We start from the raw sequence: 19,154 nt of genomic DNA, 5'->3' as shown, positions 1-19,154 counted from the left end.
AGCGGGCTTTTTAAAATCTTGAATCTTGTCAGATCAGCTAAATAATCTTTCTAACCACCCTTTATCTAAATCGTCTTCACAACGTTTAAGCTGAGCCGCATAGCGACTTGCACGATTTTTTACTTTATTAGCCACTGCCATTAACCACTTTTTATTTTTATAGGTGCCGCGTTTATAACCGCCCCAGCCTTCGTGGTAATTTAGGTATTGCGCGTAGGCATCCCATTTCGAGATGCCATTAACTTTATGAGTCTTATAAACAAACCAGCCCATAAAGTCGATAGCGTCATCAAAATCATCGCGATCTGCGCCGCTATTACCCGTTTCACGAATATAATCAGACCAGGTGGGAGTTTTTGCTTGTGAGTAGCCGTAAGCTGAACTTGCTCGCCCTGTGGGAATAACCCACAAAAAGTATTCCATTGGCGGTGCAGCATCGTGTTTAAAGGAGCTTTCTTGATACATCATGCTCATTAGTACATGTTTAGGTGAGCCCCATTTTTCTTGGGCATCTTTTGCGTCATAGTACCAATCGCTTTTTTCTTCAAAAATTTTACATATATCATTAGGTTGCTTTGGAGGGGCTGTTGCGCAACCAGTTAACAGAGCCCCCAGCGATAAAATAATTAAACTATTTTTCATTTTTTTTGTTGCTCGCTGAACTTTTTATAAAAGTATAAGTCTTATTTTATGAATGCGCAGTTTAGCATTGTTTATCCCTGAAGAATCTTTACGCAGCCAACTTGGGCTGCGTTTTTTTGCCTGCTTATTTAGCTACAAACTTACTTAGTGGCAAAATAATCATCTAAAAATGCATTAAATGTTTGATTATCAGCGGCTTTCAACTCGCGTTCAGCAATAACTGACTGTTCTGCTTGTTGTTTTAAATAGCTGTCTGAATACACTTTATATGGCGTATCTTGATGTTGTTGCTGGTAACTTTTTGCCAACGATAAGGCAAAATAACCATTATCAATACCAGACCCTTTCAGTTGACTAACGTAGCGCCCTGAGTATGTTAATTCAGGATCTGCTATCCATTGGCTTAATCGAGTAATCGTTTCGCTGTAATAGCTAACGCCGTAAGCATTATCCATATAGGCTGCAACTTGTTGTAACTGTACGAAGATCTCTGCTCCCCACGTTGCTAGACTGCATAAACTACCAGAGCGATTTAGCATCACTTCTAAAGCGCGACCTTGGCTTACAACCGTATCTAAATTTTCGGTGCTACGCTGTTGCGAATCCCAATCCATTGTTGGAGAATCTTTCAATAAGCAATAAGTTAGAAAAACATCTAGGAAATGAATTTGCTCAATATCAATTCCCGTTGCTGCAAATGGATTTACATCTAGAGCCCTGATTTCAATATACTCAATACCGCCACGTAACAGTGCGTCAGTCGGTGTTTCACCACTTTTAGCATTGCGCTTAGGACGAATTGGCGAATAAAATTCGTTTTCAATCTGCAATACATTTTTATTCAATTGTTTAGGCTGGGCATCTTTATAATCAGCAAGCTGACCATAAATATCTGACGGTGAATGAATCGCACTTTTTAATCCTGCTACATATTCATCTAGTGAGTTATACAGTACTTTTAGTGATGACTGAGCACTGTTGGTATAACCCAAATTACCTAAGCGCAAAGCTGTACCCACTTCAAGATAAAGCGTACCTTTACCTAGCTTTTTAAAAGGAAGATCCGTACTACGCCCTTGTAAAAATGAATTACACAGCGCTGGCGATGCACCAAATAAATAACTGATCAACCATAGTTCTCGTTTGAAGTTACGGATCAGTCCTAAATAACCAGCCGAAATAAACTCTTGTAATGAGCCAGTATCGCCTTTAATCGTTTTTAAACTCTGCCAAAATGACTCTGGAAACGATATATTAAAGTGCACACCGGCAATCGCTTGCATCATGCTGCCATAACGATTTTTAAGACCTTCGCGGTACAAGGTTTTCATGCGTCCAATATTAGAATCACCAAATTGAGCTAATACAATGTCATCTTGATGTTCTATAAAACACGGCATACTGATAGGCCATAATAATTCATCGCCCATCTGTGATAGGGTAAACTTTTGTAAGTCTTGCAGCTGATTTAACGTTTCTTCAGCAGATTCACTAACGGGTGTTATAAACTCTAGTAAAGACTCAGAAAAATCAGTTGTGATATGCCCGTTAGTTAACGCACAACCAACCCCTTTTGGATGACCTTGCTGTGAAATTACACCGTTTGGCTTGATCCGCAACGCTTCTCTTTCAATACCGCGTTGAATGCCTTTAATTGCGTATTTATGCTGTTCTGGGGCTAGCGCTGCTAACGCTTTAGTTAAATCATGTGTAGTCAAAAATGCTTCCTCGAGCCACGTGGCCTAATCATAAGTCAATGGGGGCAAATTGATAATACTCAAGGTTTAATAGTGGCATAACTCTAATTTCCACTATTTTCCAAGAAGGTCACCGTATGTTTGTAAAGCAAACTTGCTGCGGGCAGCCAAGCTATAATAGCCAAATATTTACTAATCTTGCCATTGTAAGAGCTAATATACAATTGCTTTAATGACACCACAGTAATGCAAGATACTGACTAATTAAATGTTTGCTTATTATGTGCAACTCATTGCTGACATTTACTCATTGCTCGTACTAGAGCAATGATATCTATTTATATATTAAGCTATTACCCGCGCACTTTTTGCAAGTTTCTTTGTTTTAGATCATTAAAAAGCTATTTAATAGCTATTTTACTCCTGTGATCACTGAACCTGCTATCATTACATTTGTATGAACTTTATAATCATCACTAATAATAAAGCATGTTTAAGGACTACCTATGCGTCGGGGTCAGCAGTTAATAAACGAAGAAGTCACCTTTTCAGATCACCAGGAGCTCGTCTCCACTACAGATATACGTGGAGTGATAACCTATGCAAATAAAGAATTTTGCAACATTGCCGGCTTCACCCTTGAAGAACTGATTGGCAAAAATCATAATATTGTTCGCCACCCAGATATGCCTAAAGCAGCATTTAAAGAAATGTGGGGAAAACTCAAACAAGGTCATTCATGGCGCGGCATGGTAAAGAATCGCTGCAAGGATGGCCGCTATTATTGGGTTGATGCATTTGTTACTCCTATTTTTGAACATGGTCAACTCGTTGGCTATCAATCAGTACGAACAAAACCGAGCGAACAACTAAAACGACGCGCACAAAGCCTATACACTAAAATAAATGCCGGTAAATCGTTGTCCTCTTGGCGTGAATGGGTAGGTGTTCGCCAAAGTGCAGCCCTACTGATTGGCTTACTTGGTTTAGTACTATTAGCAGCTTTTGTATCTATTGCTGTTGCATTGATAACCGCGTTATTTAGTTTACTAATTATGCTATTAAATTATGATGAATTAGTTTTCACACCAACAGCACTGAAACAGCTAAAGGCAGTAAATGATTCTGTATCCCGCTATGTCTATGTCGGCCATCATCCATTTAGTATTAGTGAATATAACCAGCAAATGCTTAATGCTAAATTACGTACCGTATTAGGACGAGTAAAAGATACGACTGTCACGTTTACCGGTATTGCGGCTAATCTAGACCAACAATCAGCATTAACTGAAAAAGGCATTGCCGCACAAGGACAACGCCTTGGCCAAATGGCCACCGCAATGTCACAAATGAGCGCAACCATAGGTGAAATATCGGGCAACACTCATCATACCGCTGAAAAAGTAAATATTACTTACCAAAGCTGCACTGATATAAAACTGCACATTGCAGACAATAGTGCCATGGTGTCTGACCTTGCTTTACAAGTTGAACAAGCGGCAAGTACTGCTAATTCCCTTGCAACCGAGGCGGATAAAATAGGTCAAGTAATGACTGAAATCGAAGGCATTGCAGAGCAAACCAATTTACTGGCATTAAATGCTGCAATTGAAGCCGCGCGTGCTGGTGAACATGGCCGAGGCTTTGCAGTAGTTGCCGATGAAGTGCGTGCATTATCTTCTCGTACTCAACGTGCTACTGCACAAATTCATAGCTCTATTAAAGAAATTCAAGATACCCTGTTTAGCTGGTCTACGGTCATGAAAAACACCAAGGCGCAAGCCGATGAATGTGTAAATACCACCGGACATACTCAAGTTGAACTAGATAGCATTTTCGCGCAAATAAGTGAAATATCACAACTAGCGACACAAATATCTGCTGCCGCCGAGCAACAACAAACTGTCAGCCTCGATATTAGCGACAACATTACACAAATAAAAGGTTACAGTGACGAGAACTTAACGTTGAGCTTTAATGTCGCTAAAGGTGCTGCACAGCTTGTCGAAGGCTCACGTAAAGTTAACGATATTTTACTGACTTTTAAGGTTTAATTAAGCGCGGCTAAATGATAGGGGTTTATCTTTAATATTTACTTTATAACTTTTTATTCGCAGCGAGTTTAAGGCCAGCATATTCACTGGCCTTAAAACTCAGTTAATCAGTTAGCGTGATGAGAACACTAAACCATTTTCGTCAGCATCAATTACTATCATGTCACCACTTTGATATTCACCTGCGAGTAACTTCTGCGATAATGGGTTTTCAATGGTATGTTGAATAGCCCGTTTGAGTGGTCGTGCACCATAAACCGGATCAAAACCACTGGCTGCAATTCGATCAAGAGCTGCATCACTTATTTGTAACAAGTAACCCATTCCTGTTAGGCGCTCACGTAACTTGCTTAACTGAATATCTGCAATCTCTTTGATATGTTCATTAGCAAGTGGGTGGAATACTACGGTTTCATCAATACGATTAATAAATTCAGGTCTAAACTCATTAACCAAAACCCCCATCACTTTTTCTTTTAACGCTGCATAATCGTTGTTACCGGTTTGCTCTTGAATAATATCTGAGCCTAAATTTGAGGTCATGATGATCACTGTATTTTTAAAATCAACAGTACGACCTTGGCCATCCGTTAAACGACCATCATCTAACACTTGCAGCAGAATATTAAATACATCAGGATGTGCCTTTTCGATTTCATCAAGCAAAATTACAGAATATGGACGACGACGAACAGCTTCTGTTAAGTAGCCACCTTCTTCATAACCAACATAGCCCGGAGGCGCGCCAACTAAGCGAGCAACTGAGTGCTTTTCCATAAACTCAGACATATCAATTCGCACCATCGCGCTTTCAGTATCAAACATATATCCAGCTAACGCTTTAGTCAGCTCAGTTTTACCGACCCCGGTTGGGCCTAAAAATAAAAACGAACCGATTGGCCTATTTGGATCTGCAAGCCCTGCCCGTGAACGACGAATCGCATTCGCCACTGCGACTACGGCTTCGTCTTGACCGATCACTTTATGGTGTAAATGTTCTTCCATTTGCAGCAGTTTTTCACGCTCACCTTGAAGCATGCGCGATACAGGAATGCCAGTCCAACGTGAAAGTATCTCAGCAATTTCATCTTCACCCACTTGGTTTTTAAGTAAGCTCATTTCTTGCATTTCAGCTTGTGAAGCTAAGTCGAGTTTACGTTCCAACTCTGGAATGCGGCCGTATTGCAACTCTGACATACGTTGTAGATCAGTGGCACGACGAGCAACATCTAAGTCTAATCGCGCTTGCTCAAGTTCAGCCTTAATTACTTGAGTACCTTGCAAAGAGGCTTTCTCAGCTGTCCATACTTCATCAAGTTCACGGTACTGGGCTTCAAGATCGGTGATCAGCTCCTGCATCTCAGAACGACGCTTTTGACTGGCGTCATCTTTCTCTTTAGCAAGTGCATTATCTTCGAGTTTTAGCTGGATGATACGGCGCTCTAATTTATCTAATGATTCTGGTTTTGAATCGATTTGTAGGCGAATAGACGAACCCGCTTCATCAATTAAATCAATGGCTTTATCCGGTAGCTGGCGATCGCTAATGTAGCGGTGCGATAAATGCGCTGCGGCAACAATGGCTGGATCGGTAATTTCAACACAGTGATGTAACTCGTAACGCTCTTTCAAGCCTCGAAGAATCGCTATGGTATCTTCTACTGATGGTTCTTCAACAAGCACCTTTTGAAAACGACGTTCTAAAGCGGCATCTTTTTCAATATATTTACGATACTCATCAAGGGTTGTAGCACCGACACAATGCAGTTCACCTCGAGCCAATGCAGGTTTGAGCATATTACCCGCATCCATTGCACCATCAGATTTACCGGCGCCCACCATAGTATGAATTTCGTCAATAAACAGAATCACTTGGCCTTCTTCTTTAGCCAATTCATTAAGCACTGACTTTAAACGTTCTTCAAACTCACCACGGTATTTTGCACCGGCCACCAAGGCTCCTAAATCAAGCGATAACACACGTTTGTTTTTCAAGCCTTCAGGCACTTCGCCATTTATAATACGCTGCGCGAGCCCTTCAGCTATAGCGGTTTTACCGACACCGGGTTCGCCAATCAACACGGGGTTATTTTTAGTACGCCGTTGTAATACTTGAATGGTGCGGCGAATTTCATCATCGCGGCCAATAACAGGATCAAGTTTACCTTGCTCTGCACGCTCAGTTAAATCGATAGTAAACTTTTTCAGCGCTTGACGGGTATCTTCAGCATTCGGATCATCAACTTTTTGACCACCGCGAATAGCTTGTATTGCTGCTTCTATTTTAGTGCTGGTCATATTTAAAGCGCGGAAGATATCACCCAATGGCCCTTTATCATCACACGCTGCTAATACAAATAACTCACTGGAGATGTATTTATCTTTACGCTTTTGCGCGTACTTATCGCATAAGTTGATCAGTGAAACCATGTTATTTGACAACTGCACGTCGCCGCCAACACCTTCCACTTTAAATAGCTTTTCTATCTCTTGTGATAACTTGGTATTAAGTTCATCGGCACTCACACTGGCTTGGGCTAATAACGCACGCACACTTGAGCCACTTTGCTGCAAGAGTGAATACATTAAATGTACTGGTTCAATAAATTGATGATCACGACCAAGCGCTAATGACTGAGCGTCAGAGAGCGCAGATTGAAATTTACTGGTAAATCGATCTAAACGCATAAGGGGTTACCTATTAAAAAAACTAATTACTTAATTAATGGGTATGCTCGGCACTTTGATCAAGGCTTAGGAGAAAATATACTCACTGAATAGACTATTACTTGCGCCAGATCAAAGAAGCCATACGGCCTGTTTGACCATCTCGACGGTATGAGAAGAATTGTTCGCTATTGCTAACTGTACAGTACTCACCACCACTAATATTTCTTATGCCTAGATTAATAAGCTGTGTGGTTGCGAGCAGATAAATATCCGCTAAATATTTACCATCCGCCTGCGCCACAAATGCAGTGTGATGAGATGCTGATTGTTCACAGAAAAGCGCTTTTACTTCACTGCCAACCTCAAACTTTGCAGCACCTATGGCAGGACCTAACCACGCTATAATTTGTTCTGCAGGGCTGCTAAAGTGACGCAAAGTATTAGCGATAATACCCGCATGCAAACCGCGCCAGCCACCATGAATAGCAGCCACCTCATCACCACTTTCACTGGTAAGTAAAACCGGCAAGCAATCTGCTGTCATAATTGCCAGTGGTTGATTTTTTAATCGGGTATACAGCGCATCCGCATCATAATTAGCCTGTGGGTCAAAATACTCATCCACAACAACGACTTCACTGCTATGGATCTGATTAAGCCACACCGGTGCTTTAGGAAGCTGAGCAGCTAAAAGTGCGCGATTCGTTAATACCGCTTGCTGATCATCGCCCACATGTAGGCCTAAGTTTAAACTCATAAAAGGCGCATGCGATACACCGCCCTGACGAGTTGTACTGAGAGCACCTACATTGGTTGGCGCTGTCCAATTAGGATAAAGCATTAAAGCAGCTTAAAAATCGATATTTGGATTAGCTTTGGTGTCTTCACGAAGTACGTGCGTCATGGCAACCATGTCATCAGGAATTGGCGCCTGCCAAGTCATCATTTCACCCGTAATTGGGTGTGCGATACTTAGCTTTACCGCGTGCAATGCTTGACGATTAAATTCACGTAACATTTGGAACAATTCAGGTGTTGCGCCTTTTGGTGGACGTGGACGACCGCCATAGGCTTTATCACCAATCAATGGATGATTAATAAATGCCATATGCACACGAATTTGGTGAGTTCGGCCAGTTTCTAAACGAAGACGTAATCGCGTATGCGCACGGAATTTTTCAGCAACTCGAAAATGCGTAATTGCTGGTTTGCCCTGCTCATGCACAGCCATGTGTGTACGCTGCGTAGGATGGCGGCCAATTGGTTTTTCAACCATGCCACCCGCTGTCATTGTGCCATTACAAATTGCTTCATATTCACGCGTGAAATTTTCACGCTTTTGTAATGCTTTAACTAAATGTGTTTGCGCCTGAATTGTTTTAGCTACCACCATCAAACCGGTAGTATCTTTATCTAGACGATGCACAATACCTGCGCGCGGAACATTAATGATATCTGGATAATGATGCAACAATGCATTGAGCACTGTGCCATCAGGATTACCGGCACCAGGGTGCACAACTAAACCCATAGGTTTGTTGATAACCAAAATATCATCATCTTCATAAACGATGTTTAATTTGATATCTTGCGCTAGATATTCACGTGGGGCTTCAATGCTAGTTTCAACATTGACCGTTTCACCACCAAAGAGTTTTTCTCTCGGGGTGTTTAAAATTTCACCATCCACGGTGATTTTATCATCCAAAATCCACGTTTTTATACGTGAACGTGAATAATCAGGGAACAATTGCGCCAATACTTGGTCTAGACGTTTACCGCCTAACTCAGTTGGCACCTCGGCTTGAAGAGAAATTTGCTCTGACATTAGTAACTTTACCCAATTTACCAGTGCAAGCTGTGCTCGACTGGGTTAGAATCGCTTTTAATAAAAGCATTATATAATAAGCATAGTTTACTCGGTTTTACCCACTTGGCCTAGCCGAAGACATCGAAGGTAACAAATAAAATGATAAATAGAATAGGGAAACGTGCATTCGCCATTGTTTTTACAGTTTCATTACTTGGTTTAGGTGCCTGTTCGTCAGCACCTGATGCAGAAGATATCCAACGCGTTCCTAATAAATCAGCGCAAGCGTTGTATGATGATGCCAAACAAACACTTGATTCAGGCTTGTACGCGCGTGCAATTGAGCTTTTGAGTGCGATTGATTCACGCTATCCGTTTGGGCCTATGTCAAAACAAGTACAAATGGATTTAGTCTACGCCCATTACCAAGCGGGTAATACTGAACAAGCGCTTGCAACAATTGACCGTTTTATTCGCCTAAATCCAAACCACAAAGATTTAGACTATATGTACTACATGCGTGGTTTAGTAAATATTAAAGCCGATAAAAACGCATTCCAAGAGTATTTTGGTGTTGATAGAGCCGACCGTGATGCTAATCGTACCCGTGTTGCTTTTACTGATTTATCAACTTTAGTTAACCGCTTTCCTGACAGTGGCTATGCCCCTGAAGCAAAAAGACGTTTAGTTTGGTTACTCAACAAAATGGCACGTTACGAGTTGAAAGTTGCTGATTACTACTATGAACGTGAAGCTTACTTAGCAGCAGCAAATCGCGGTAAATATGTCGTAGAGCATTATTCTCAAAGTAGTTACTTAGATAATGCACTGGAAATGATGGAAAAAAGCTACAACAAGCTTGGTTTACCAGAATTAAGTAAACACGCTAAAATGACCCGTGAGTTAAATAAAAAGAAATAAATTAACATATACAAAAAAGGCGCTACTGATTGTTTATAAGTAGCGCCTTTTTTATGTCTGACTTTTAATCTCAGATAATAAATTAAATCGCGTCTTCATCTTCTTCAGCAGTACGAATACGTACCACACGCTCAACGTCAGTGACGAAAATCTTACCATCGCCAATTTTACCTGTTTGTGCTGTTTTAACGATCACTTCAATAGCACGGTCAACATCGTCATCACCAAGGACAATATCAAGTTTTACTTTTGGTAAAAAATCAACCATGTATTCAGCTCCACGATATAACTCAGTATGCCCTTTTTGACGGCCAAAACCTTTCACTTCACTGACGGTCATGCCAGTAATACCGACATCAGACAACGCTTCACGAACATCATCAAGTTTAAATGGTTTAATTATTGCTTCTATTTTTTTCATTAATTGTTGCTACTTTTAAATTCTGTTTGAGTCGATTTTAGACAATCCTGCAGTTCATAGCAAACAAAGCAATTGAATTACGGTGATTTAATCAACAACAATGGTATGATTATTAAAAACCTAGCAACTATACTTAAAATATAAGTCGTTAGCATCACGTTTGAGTGAGTCCCTGAGTATTTAGAGGTAGATATGAAAAAAATACAACGTGGTTTTACGCTATTAGAGCTAATGGTCACCATTGCAATAGTCGGTATTGTGGCTACGATAGCTTTATGGGATAGCAGTGATATGCTAGAGAATAACCGCGCTGAAAACTATTTACTTGAGTTAAAGCGAAACATCAACTTTGCCCGTGCAAAAGCAACCAGCACAGATTCACTCATCGTGGTATGTAGTGGCGAAACTTCTAGAATTGAAAATGACCAAAGAGTGACATGTTTAAATGATTGGAGTGAAGGCTCGATCATCGTCTTTTATGATAATAATGGTAATGGCATTCATAACCCGCGTATAGGGGACAAAATACTCAGGGTGATGTCTGAAATACCCGATAATAGTCAATTTACGTTTACCGGTGATAATTCATTAATATTTGATGCCAGCGGCCGTGTCACCACAAACCCCGGCATTTTTACCTACTGCCCTAATAAAGACAATAAAAACAATAAAGCAATGGAAGTAAGTGTCTCTGGCACAGCTTTATACTATGGAGATACTAAAAACACTTGCGATTAAATGCCAATCAACCTTGCATCTAATTTAGGGTCAACTAATCTTAAGTAATTAGCTATTACTGAGTGCTTCATGGATGAACAGCATACAAAGCGCAGTTATCTTAAAGGGAACAACGTTAGTTGAAACTATGGTGGCATTGAGCATTATGTCTGTGATGTGTCATTTTATTTTATTTAATTATCAGCCTTTACTAATAAACAACCGCTTAGATAATCACATCGCTAAAGTAAACCGAGCTATTAACTTGTCCCGTTTAAATGCAATATCTTATAGTGCCAATGTGACGCTTTGTGCGCTGAAAAACAATCAATGTTATAACGATAATTGGCACAAGCAACTAACCGTATTTACTGATACAAATGAGTTAGGTGTATTTGATGGTAACGATCAAACTTTATTTTATATCGAGCCTACGCACCCACAAGACATGTTGACCTACCCACGACCTTTTATCACTTTTCGTTATGATGGTACCCCAATGGGGCTTCATAACGGTACCTTTACTTACTGCCCTGCCTATAAAGAAGCAAGCTTTGCAGGGCTGGCAATATCAATTAGTTACACCGGAAGAACAAAAGTTAAAAGTACTTCTAAGTGCCAGGAGTAGCTATTTTATATTTAACTTAGGATTATTTCCCCCAGCACATTGCAGAATTCGCTTTCGGCGTTGCAGTTTTTAACCCTGCATCATCGATTGTAAACGTCTTACAATCTTCATCCTGCAGTGGCGGCCCCGCAACTGGTGTTGCAGTGAAACTAAACGTTCCTGCATCATTATCAACGTCAGCCTTAATTGTGTAAAAACCGTGCTCTGTTGGTGTTACAACGCCGATGTTATCTAAATTAGTCGTGTATTGACGATTATCTACAAAAAACTGTTCTTGTCTATTCGCGGCATCAAGAAGCGATGTTATCGCTTCTGTACGCGCAGTACGTTTAACATGCTCAAAGTAGCTTGGTAACGCAATTGACGCAATAATTCCTAATATTGCGACGGTGATCATCAGCTCAATTAACGTAAATCCTAGTTGTTTAATTGTTGTCATTTACTTCTCGCTTATAAATAAAGGTTTGTTGTGTTTTAAAACCAAAACCAATTGGCACAGCATCATTAACTAACTTGATATTGCCATCTTTATCAAATGAAATACCAGGCCCAAGAATCTCTTTTGGGATGAATGGGTTCTGTGCACTAAGATCATTACTATCTGTGGCTTTTATCCCTGGCCCTATCATTAAGAACTGACTGATATTTTGTTTCCTCGTCTCTGTCGGATGATCTGGGTTGTTTGGGATGTCTGGGATGTTTGGGTTGTTTGGGTTGTCTGGGTTGTCTGCGTTGTCATCGTCATCACAAGTACTTGCATCGACTCAAACTACTAGACTACCGAAATAAAGTTGCGTCGTATCTGGGACATCATTGCTGGTTACACAACTTAGTTGATCATATACTTTGGTACCATAGTGTAAATGAAACGCATATAAAGAACCTGACCCACCGGTTAGTGAACACTGATTTACAGTTTCAGTAGCTGATGCTGGTGTATAGCTTGTGAAATAAGCGACGCCTCCAACAACAGTGGCCGCTGCAAGCGATTTTTCACCATTTGCTGGTAAGTCGTAATACCAACCACTCTCACGGCTTAATTCAATTTCTTTTTTAGTAAACTCATCAATATCATCCAGCGTATTACCAAAAGGATCCTCATTTACATTCATTAAATCATCCACTGTAATAGTTGCAGGTATATCAGTGCCTTTAAATGACTTAGTTAAGGTATTTGTATCTCGCACCATATACAGTTGATCAAGTGTTGTTGTGCCTACTGGGTTTGAACGGTTTCCGCTACCAAGTAACACTGCATCAAAAGGGGTATCTTTTCGTGTAACAATATTTGTCCCATTAACCCGTGTATTCGTCACTTTACTATACATAGTACGAGCAACCATTGGTTTATAGAAGAAGCGTCTATCTAACGCGTTAGTTAAACCACTTAACTTAGCCAATTCAAAATGAGTCCAATCACTTTTTGTATCGCTTGGCATATCGACACGCCAAACACTGCCACCTGTATCTGCCGCATAAATACGATCAACATAGCCATCATAATCAGAATCAAGGGTAGTGACAGTTGCTGCAATACTATTTTTACCTTTAAAACCTTTTGTTGGCGTTAATTCCCACAATAAATTACCATTCGATGCGTTAACGATATAAATACCACGACCCTTGCTATCTTCACCAAGTATGACTGTATCTTTATTAGTGTCATAGCCTGCACCAAATATAAGCACAGGATCATTACCAAAAGCTTTCACAAAAGAGACTGTTGGTGCCGACCATGTTTGCGCTAATTCCTTAAAATCACCACTTCCACCTTGAATTATCCACTTTAAGCTCGGTGCATTAGGGTTAGTAATGTCTAAGCCATAATAGTTATTACCACCTCGACGCATCCCAAAGAATGCCCATACGCGATCACTGCCATTGACAACACCATCACGATTCGCGTCATCAAAATAAATTGTGATTGGACCATCAATACCATACTTTTTAGTATCGGCTTGATTTTTACGAATTGGATCAATAATTTTATAAACACTACTAGGTATAAATGCCCAACTTTCACTTACGGTACTGCCAGCATCTTTAAACATGTGTAAGAAGCCAGCATTTGTACCTATTAAAATACGCACATCATCGTTACCGTAATCGATTGTGACAGGCTTTGAGTGCAATGGATCACCAAAAATATCTACCCGCTGATCACTTGATGAAGAGTCATTGTCTTCATTATCAACATCAATACCACGAGCCCAATCAATGGTGCTTTGAAGCTCATTTTGACTCACCCCAAATGCACTTGCCGCATTGGCATCACTGCCGTAAGCTGCTGACACCTTTGCCTTAGTGAATTCAACAAGACCACCGGTTCCTGCATCAGTAAGTAGCTTTCGACCACTGTTTGCAGTGGTTGAGAGCATTAAATTTACGCCGCCATTTTCTACCGAGTTACCATCTGGGCTAGCCGTTGTTGGTAACCAAAATGTGCGAGCATCTTTATCTATTAGACCATCTGAATTCAACGCTTGCTTATCTGCTGAATCCACAATTTGTGTGCCAGAAACTTTAAGCTTTTTTAGATTTCCGCGCCAACGCGCTCCACCATCCGGGTAAAACATCGCGTAATATATAGAGTCGCGACTTCGAGTTTGATCAACGTTATTACTGGCAACTGATGGAGAAGTAAACGTATCGTTCACTTCCCTAATACGTGTGATGGTATTTTTTAGTGCTTCCGAGAGTTGCTCAGCAGTATCAGCATGCAGATATTGCCCACCACCATATGTCGCTGCTTGAGCCAATAGATTCTTTCCTGAATCACTCATTCCTGTACCAAAGCCAATTGGGAAGATCCGACCAAACTCACGAATTTCGGTCGTTTTAGTGTATAAGTCAACTTCAATATCTTTTGTACCGCTAATCACTTTTGCAAGTACAGTTAAGTAACTGTTGCTGACCACTGGGGGATCGTCTTTAAAGTAATCATTATGCAAATTTTTAATACTATTATTGCGGTTTGTGTCATTACTTGGATCACCATCAGTCATCAAAATAATATTGACACTGTTATCACAACGTAATGGCTCTCCGCTTATAGGTGCAAAAAGTGATTTATACACTCCATTACTATCAGCGGTTTTATCACGGCTGTTAATATTTTTAGCGTAATCAACATTCTTTCCTGAAATATATAAATACGCTTCCCACAGCGTTTCAGTTAGAGGCGTTGCACCACTGGCGGGTAGTGCCGCTATTTCATCAAGCAGAGTTTTTTTGGTTGAGCCAACCTTGGCTAAAATATACCCACCATCACTGCCATTAAAACGCATTAAACCAAATTCAATATCATCATTGTCGCTAACTAATTGAGTAATCGCATTTCTAGCAACATTTAAACGGCTATCTTGGCAATTAGCAACATATCCAACACCTGGTCTCCAACGGTAGCATTGTTTAGTTAAACTATAATTAGGTTTACTTTCAAAACAGTCAGCTTCGTAAGCGTAGCCTCTGTTATCAGCCTGGTAACACTGCCCACCATCGGTCACATCCCACGCCATGCTTCCAGAGGTATCAAAAACGAATAAAACGCGAGGTTTTTCTTCAATTTCAACATTATGGTTTACATATAACTCGATATCTTCAGCATGACTAAAGTTGCTCGTGCATGCCAAAATGGCAAATAACGATTTTATAACTAGGTATTTAACTTTCATAATTCATCTCGCTTAGCCGCCAGTGTTAAGGCTTGCCATTTGCTGAGCAATCCCAGTGGTAACTGTTAATGTATGCTTACTTTTAGAGCCATAGGTAATCGTTGAATTGATTTGCACCATATTGCAAGAAACGCCTGCGGTATACTTGTAGTCTCGTGGGCAGGGCAAATCGAGCGCGCCATCATTAAGATTACTTAATTCACTTTCTGTATCACCTATCGTGGTCAAGGCAATTGTTCCGTCAGGTAACTGAGCTTGGGTGTAAAGTAATTTACTTGCTCCATCTGCTGCAGCCTCTGTCGCAATTACCTTTTGTACATTGCCCATCAAGATATTTTCGGCTTCTTCACGTTCAAACGCTGCATTGGTAATTTTAATATCCACACTTGCACTGCTCATTAACGTTACTGCTATTCCTGTAACTGCCACCACCATAATTAATGCAACAATTAAGACTACGCCTTGTTGCTTTGAGGCTAATTTTAAATACGCCATTGACTAGCCCCTATGTTATTTAAGCGGATCGTGGTGGTAAATAATGCGCGACGAAATTGATCATTAAACTCTAAAACACGTTGGTTGGCATCTTCACCTAATGTATATGTTTGATTCAGTTGATTTAAACTCGCATCAGGCTGCAGTGCCCGCACTAAAATAAACACTTGTACGGTTAAGATACCACGGCGATCTTCCCAATTAGCCGCGGTCATACTATTTACATCTCTATATGTATCCACTCGAGCGTCGGCATTAGTATCTAAACCGAATAAAAAGCGCATATTCTCGACTCCTTCCATTATAGTCTCTGTGACCATTCCTCCATTTGGGGTCAGTCGTTTGCGTCTCAAAACGGGAATTGTTAAATCTCTGCCGTTTAACTGGTAAGTTTGTTCGTCGATGTAATAGGCATGGTGACGATATCTCCAAACAGTCGCATTTGGATTATCTGGATTTGCAGGGCCTCGTGTAAATTCTCCCCACTCTTGCTCTGCAATAAAATAATAATTATCATTATTATTGTTATTACCTGCTGGGTCTATTTCCAACCCTTCTAAAAATTTAATCTGTAGAATATCTGAATTTTCGTTTGAATTAGGGATGCAGTTTAATTGCGATCCCCCCGTTGATTCGATTGCATACACTAAACGGAAGTTACTGTTTACTGTATTATCTGGGAAGCTATTATTATTAAGCCCTTGTGTACAATCTCCGGCTGGATTACCCGCACTTTTAGCAATCACAGTATTATCAACTGAAAATGAATCTTCGTAAAACGTACCCCAAAAACCTATTTGTTCTATATCACGCTGCATAATACTCAAAGCTAAGCGGCCAGTTTCTTGTAGCTCACCAATCGTCATAGTGTCACGTGTTGTTACTTTCATACTAATGTAAGTGAACATCACCCCACCTAGCACAAGTCCACCGATAAACAATGCCACCATCATCTCAACTAAAGTAAAGCCTTGCTGTTTCATTTCACGAGGTCCTTAGATACAAAAAGCTATTTAATACGACTACCCTGCGCTTATTATTTGCCGCACCGCACTTTATAGCTGCTGTATCGCCAATAGCGGTAAACTCTTGACGTCCTTCCCAGCTGATCACCACTTGGAGGGTGTATGCGTTACTACCACTTGCGGCATCGCGTTGATTATTGATACACACAGTTGCATCATCCAAAGCTCCCGTATTTTCACGTGCCTGAATTGCACGGATCCATTGCTGGCGATCGAGTGCAGCAATTTGCCCTGAGTTACAAGTGTTGGTATAGCAAGTTCGAGACTGTTGCAGCGGCGTATCACTGTTAAATGTGCCATTGTATTGAGTGATCACCCCTACTCTGTCATTGGCACGCATTCGCTGGATCATATCATTACCTAGGGCCACAGCAGCAGCGCGCTGCATAGAATCAAAGCTGGCCTGTTTTGCTTTTGCTTGTAATGCTACTGCACCGAGTAAGCCAAAGCTTAGGATCACAAACGCGATTAATACCTCAACTAAGGTAAAGCCTCGTTGTGATGACGAATTGGTGACTCTCATAACACACCTAATATAAAACAATCTGACTATAAGCATATGCGAACACTGTGTATATACAACAATGCTAAGGATGAACGGTTATATTTGTTGATGAATGGTTAACTAGCTTTAGAGATGATCTTTAACGGTTTTATAAGCTCGTCGGCTTACCGGTAATAAGCAGCTACAGTCGCTTAGTGCAACCACATGGCTGCCATCACCCGCTTTTTTTAACGCAACTAAGCGCGATTTATTAATTAATATTTTACGATGGATGCGTAATAACTGGGTGGGATATTCTTGCTCAAGTTGCTTTAAGCTTTGATCAAGCAGTGCTTCGCCGTGAGTGAATATCAAACGCGTGTATTTATCTTCCGCTATCACATAACATACCTCTGCTAACGCCACACTTCTGGTCACGCCTGCAAGTTGATAACTGATTGCCGCTGGACGTTGCTTTTGTAGATGGGCGCGCGTTAAACGGCCTAGTTGATCTATTGCTTTTGCTAAATTTTGCTCCGTCACAGGTTTTACTAAATAACCCGCAGCACTGAGTTGCAATGCTTCTAAGGCATGCTCAGGATGAGCGGTGACGAAAATAATAGCTGGAGGGACAGACAACTTATTCAATTGTGTTGCAACTTCTAAACCGCTCATAGCAGGCATATCAACATCCAGAAATACAATATCAGGAGCCTGCAGCTTCACTTGTTGCAAAGCCTCGTTGCCATTACTTGCTTGTGCTGCATGGTTATAGTCTGGGTAATGAGCAAGTAATCGCTGTAAGCGAGCACGTGCTAATGGCTCATCATCAACTATGAGTACCTTCATGCTTGCTCCTTGGCATTATTAATAGCCAGGGGCAGCACTAACTTGACCCGAAAAATATCACCTCGTGTTGTCATTGTCAGCTTTGCATGACCTTGATAATAAAGATCTAACCGCTGGCGAATATTATTCAGTGCCATACCATTTCCTGAGCGTTTTTGCTGCTGCGACGAGATTGGGTTTTCAACTAAAATGACTAACGAGCGTTTACTAATATGTAACTCGACATAAATTATAGCGCCAGTCAATGAAGGCTCAACACCGTGACAAACAGCATTCTCTAGCAGTGGTTGTAATGTTAAGCACGGAATAGTTATCTCTGGCAATTGCTCCGGTAATTGCCAGTTGACTTGTAAACGATCAGCAAACCGCCAACTTTCAAGCGCAATATATTGCTGAGTCAGTGCTATTTCATCACTTAGTGCAGTCTCTTTCCCCACTCGCATTGCCGCTTGAGATAATGCCGCGAGCGCTAAAATCGCTTGCTCTGCAGCTTGAGGATCATAATGTGTAAGCTCCGCTGCGGTATTGAGGCTGTTGTATAAAAAATGCGGACGAATACGTGCCTGTAAGGCATCTAGCTCTGCGCGAGCCAACGCATTAGTTTGCTGGTCTTTTTCAAAATGAATAGTTAAAAATTGAATAAATAATGCGGTGACTAAAAAAGCGACTAATAAGTTTCTTAAAATAAACTGATAAGTATGTTGTTGTGCAATAAAGTCGCCTCCATAGGCCACTAACAATCCGCTGAAAACCGCCGTTGTAAGTAGTAATGAAGCCATTAAAGCACTTAATTGCCAAGGCTGACTCAAGTATGCAAGTGGTTTACGTAGTAAGTAAAGCCAAGTTAGACTAGACAAAAATGTGAGATGTAAAAACAGGCTGATCCCGCCGAGGCGGATCCAAATATCATCCGCAGTTGCAGGAGCGAAAGCTAGTATAGTGGCGATAACTTGCGCAACGACTAAAGTAGCAAGTACGCCGCGTTCTTTAAACAGCGCCGCAAAAAGCAAAGTATTGGTTTGCACCGACTTGCTCATTGCGCGCTCCTTAAAAATGTCCTGTCAGTA

The 19,154-nt window shown here is 40.9% G+C and carries 16 protein-coding genes and 1 pseudogene; 4 read left to right on the top strand and 13 right to left on the bottom strand.

What is annotated here, in order from left to right; genetic code table 11:
- Positions 1–33: 33 nt before the first annotated feature.
- Together H5154_RS00895 and gshA are read right to left on the bottom strand one after the other, a co-directional pair.
- Positions 34–642 (bottom strand): hypothetical protein, encoded by a 609-nt coding sequence (locus H5154_RS00895; protein ID WP_145237206.1) that lies wholly within the window; start codon positions 640–642, stop codon positions 34–36.
- Positions 643–782: 140 nt separating this feature from the next.
- Positions 783–2,360 (bottom strand): glutamate--cysteine ligase, encoded by a 1,578-nt coding sequence (gene gshA, locus H5154_RS00890; protein ID WP_182717093.1) that lies wholly within the window; start codon positions 2,358–2,360, stop codon positions 783–785.
- A 485-nt stretch (positions 2,361–2,845) separates the two neighbouring features.
- Between gshA and H5154_RS00885 the strand changes: the two genes are divergently transcribed.
- A complete protein-coding gene (locus H5154_RS00885) occupies positions 2,846–4,393 on the top strand; it encodes a PAS domain-containing methyl-accepting chemotaxis protein (protein ID WP_182717092.1) in 1,548 nt (515 codons plus the stop codon).
- A gap of 111 nt (positions 4,394–4,504) precedes the next feature.
- On the opposite strand, the gene clpB is transcribed toward H5154_RS00885, so the two are convergent.
- The 3 genes from clpB to rluD form a co-directional block, all read right to left on the bottom strand.
- Positions 4,505–7,081, bottom strand: coding sequence for an ATP-dependent chaperone ClpB (clpB, locus tag H5154_RS00880; RefSeq protein WP_149980795.1), 2,577 nt, complete (start codon positions 7,079–7,081; stop codon positions 4,505–4,507).
- Positions 7,082–7,178: 97 nt separating this feature from the next.
- A complete protein-coding gene (pgeF, locus tag H5154_RS00875; RefSeq protein WP_145237218.1) occupies positions 7,179–7,904 on the bottom strand; it encodes a peptidoglycan editing factor PgeF in 726 nt (241 codons plus the stop codon).
- Positions 7,905–7,913: 9 nt separating this feature from the next.
- Complete coding sequence (rluD, locus tag H5154_RS00870; RefSeq protein ID WP_145237221.1) at positions 7,914–8,891, bottom strand: 23S rRNA pseudouridine(1911/1915/1917) synthase RluD; 978 nt, start codon at positions 8,889–8,891, stop codon at positions 7,914–7,916.
- Positions 8,892–9,032: 141 nt separating this feature from the next.
- On the opposite strand from rluD, the gene H5154_RS00865 reads away from it, so the two are divergent.
- Positions 9,033–9,794 carry an outer membrane protein assembly factor BamD gene (locus tag H5154_RS00865; protein ID WP_149980797.1) on the top strand — a complete coding sequence of 254 codons (762 nt, stop codon included), beginning with the start codon at positions 9,033–9,035 and terminating at the stop codon, positions 9,792–9,794.
- Positions 9,795–9,876: 82 nt separating this feature from the next.
- Here H5154_RS00865 and glnB read toward each other — a convergent pair whose 3' ends face one another.
- On the bottom strand, positions 9,877–10,215 hold the full coding sequence (gene glnB / locus H5154_RS00860) for a nitrogen regulatory protein P-II (protein ID WP_145237227.1): 339 nt from the start codon (positions 10,213–10,215) through the stop codon (positions 9,877–9,879).
- A 192-nt stretch (positions 10,216–10,407) separates the two neighbouring features.
- Here glnB and H5154_RS00855 point away from each other — a divergent pair, with 192 nt between their 5' ends.
- Positions 10,408–10,953 (top strand): GspH/FimT family pseudopilin, encoded by a 546-nt coding sequence (locus tag H5154_RS00855; protein ID WP_182717091.1) that lies wholly within the window; start codon positions 10,408–10,410, stop codon positions 10,951–10,953.
- 73 nt (positions 10,954–11,026) lie between these two features.
- Positions 11,027–11,560: a GspH/FimT family pseudopilin gene (locus H5154_RS00850; RefSeq protein WP_182717090.1), complete on the top strand. Its 534-nt coding sequence runs from the start codon at positions 11,027–11,029 to the stop codon at positions 11,558–11,560.
- 22 nt (positions 11,561–11,582) lie between these two features.
- Here H5154_RS00850 and H5154_RS00845 read toward each other — a convergent pair whose 3' ends face one another.
- From H5154_RS00845 to H5154_RS00815, 7 genes and pseudogenes are all read right to left on the bottom strand, one after another.
- Positions 11,583–11,999, bottom strand: a complete 417-nt coding sequence (locus H5154_RS00845; protein WP_182717089.1) for a type IV pilin protein — start codon at positions 11,997–11,999, stop codon at positions 11,583–11,585.
- A pseudogene (locus tag H5154_RS00840) lies at positions 11,986–15,234 on the bottom strand (pilus assembly protein). The gene H5154_RS00845 and the pseudogene H5154_RS00840 overlap by 14 nt, the downstream one beginning before the upstream one ends.
- 12 nt (positions 15,235–15,246) lie before the next feature.
- Positions 15,247–15,729, bottom strand: a complete 483-nt coding sequence (locus tag H5154_RS00835; RefSeq protein ID WP_182717088.1) for a pilus assembly protein PilX — start codon at positions 15,727–15,729, stop codon at positions 15,247–15,249.
- A complete protein-coding gene (locus tag H5154_RS00830; RefSeq protein ID WP_182717087.1) occupies positions 15,717–16,712 on the bottom strand; it encodes a PilW family protein in 996 nt (331 codons plus the stop codon). The genes H5154_RS00835 and H5154_RS00830 overlap by 13 nt, the downstream gene beginning before the upstream one ends.
- A gap of 1 nt (position 16,713) precedes the next feature.
- Positions 16,714–17,277, bottom strand: coding sequence for a type IV pilus modification protein PilV (gene pilV, locus H5154_RS00825; RefSeq protein ID WP_182717086.1), 564 nt, complete (start codon positions 17,275–17,277; stop codon positions 16,714–16,716).
- Positions 17,278–17,385: 108 nt separating this feature from the next.
- Entirely contained in the window at positions 17,386–18,087 is a 702-nt protein-coding gene (locus tag H5154_RS00820; protein ID WP_182717085.1) for a LytTR family DNA-binding domain-containing protein, read from the bottom strand.
- Positions 18,084–19,124: a sensor histidine kinase gene (locus tag H5154_RS00815; protein WP_182717084.1), complete on the bottom strand. Its 1,041-nt coding sequence runs from the start codon at positions 19,122–19,124 to the stop codon at positions 18,084–18,086. The genes H5154_RS00820 and H5154_RS00815 overlap by 4 nt, the downstream gene beginning before the upstream one ends.
- Positions 19,125–19,154 lie beyond the last annotated feature (30 nt).

Source organism: Pseudoalteromonas sp. SR44-5 (assembly GCF_014163675.1).
Lineage (GTDB): Bacteria > Pseudomonadota > Gammaproteobacteria > Enterobacterales > Alteromonadaceae > Pseudoalteromonas > Pseudoalteromonas rhizosphaerae.
Note: the sequence above shows the minus strand (reverse complement) of the source record. Positions and strands in the feature narration are given on the sequence as shown.

Coding starts and splice junctions, on each gene's coding strand:
- H5154_RS00895 (WP_145237206.1), bottom strand. CDS start 642: ATGAAAAATAGTTTAATTATTTTATCGCTGGGGGCTCTGTTAACTGGT.
- pgeF (WP_145237218.1), bottom strand. CDS start 7,904: ATGCTTTATCCTAATTGGACAGCGCCAACCAATGTAGGTGCTCTCAGT.
- H5154_RS00865 (WP_149980797.1), top strand. CDS start 9,033: ATGATAAATAGAATAGGGAAACGTGCATTCGCCATTGTTTTTACAGTT.
- H5154_RS00815 (WP_182717084.1), bottom strand. CDS start 19,124: ATGAGCAAGTCGGTGCAAACCAATACTTTGCTTTTTGCGGCGCTGTTT.
- H5154_RS00820 (WP_182717085.1), bottom strand. CDS start 18,087: ATGAAGGTACTCATAGTTGATGATGAGCCATTAGCACGTGCTCGCTTA.
- H5154_RS00885 (WP_182717092.1), top strand. CDS start 2,846: ATGCGTCGGGGTCAGCAGTTAATAAACGAAGAAGTCACCTTTTCAGAT.
- rluD (WP_145237221.1), bottom strand. CDS start 8,891: ATGTCAGAGCAAATTTCTCTTCAAGCCGAGGTGCCAACTGAGTTAGGC.
- glnB (WP_145237227.1), bottom strand. CDS start 10,215: ATGAAAAAAATAGAAGCAATAATTAAACCATTTAAACTTGATGATGTT.
- H5154_RS00855 (WP_182717091.1), top strand. CDS start 10,408: ATGAAAAAAATACAACGTGGTTTTACGCTATTAGAGCTAATGGTCACC.
- H5154_RS00850 (WP_182717090.1), top strand. CDS start 11,027: ATGAACAGCATACAAAGCGCAGTTATCTTAAAGGGAACAACGTTAGTT.
- pilV (WP_182717086.1), bottom strand. CDS start 17,277: ATGAGAGTCACCAATTCGTCATCACAACGAGGCTTTACCTTAGTTGAG.
- clpB (WP_149980795.1), bottom strand. CDS start 7,081: ATGCGTTTAGATCGATTTACCAGTAAATTTCAATCTGCGCTCTCTGAC.
- H5154_RS00835 (WP_182717088.1), bottom strand. CDS start 15,729: ATGGCGTATTTAAAATTAGCCTCAAAGCAACAAGGCGTAGTCTTAATT.
- H5154_RS00830 (WP_182717087.1), bottom strand. CDS start 16,712: ATGAAACAGCAAGGCTTTACTTTAGTTGAGATGATGGTGGCATTGTTT.
- H5154_RS00845 (WP_182717089.1), bottom strand. CDS start 11,999: ATGACAACAATTAAACAACTAGGATTTACGTTAATTGAGCTGATGATC.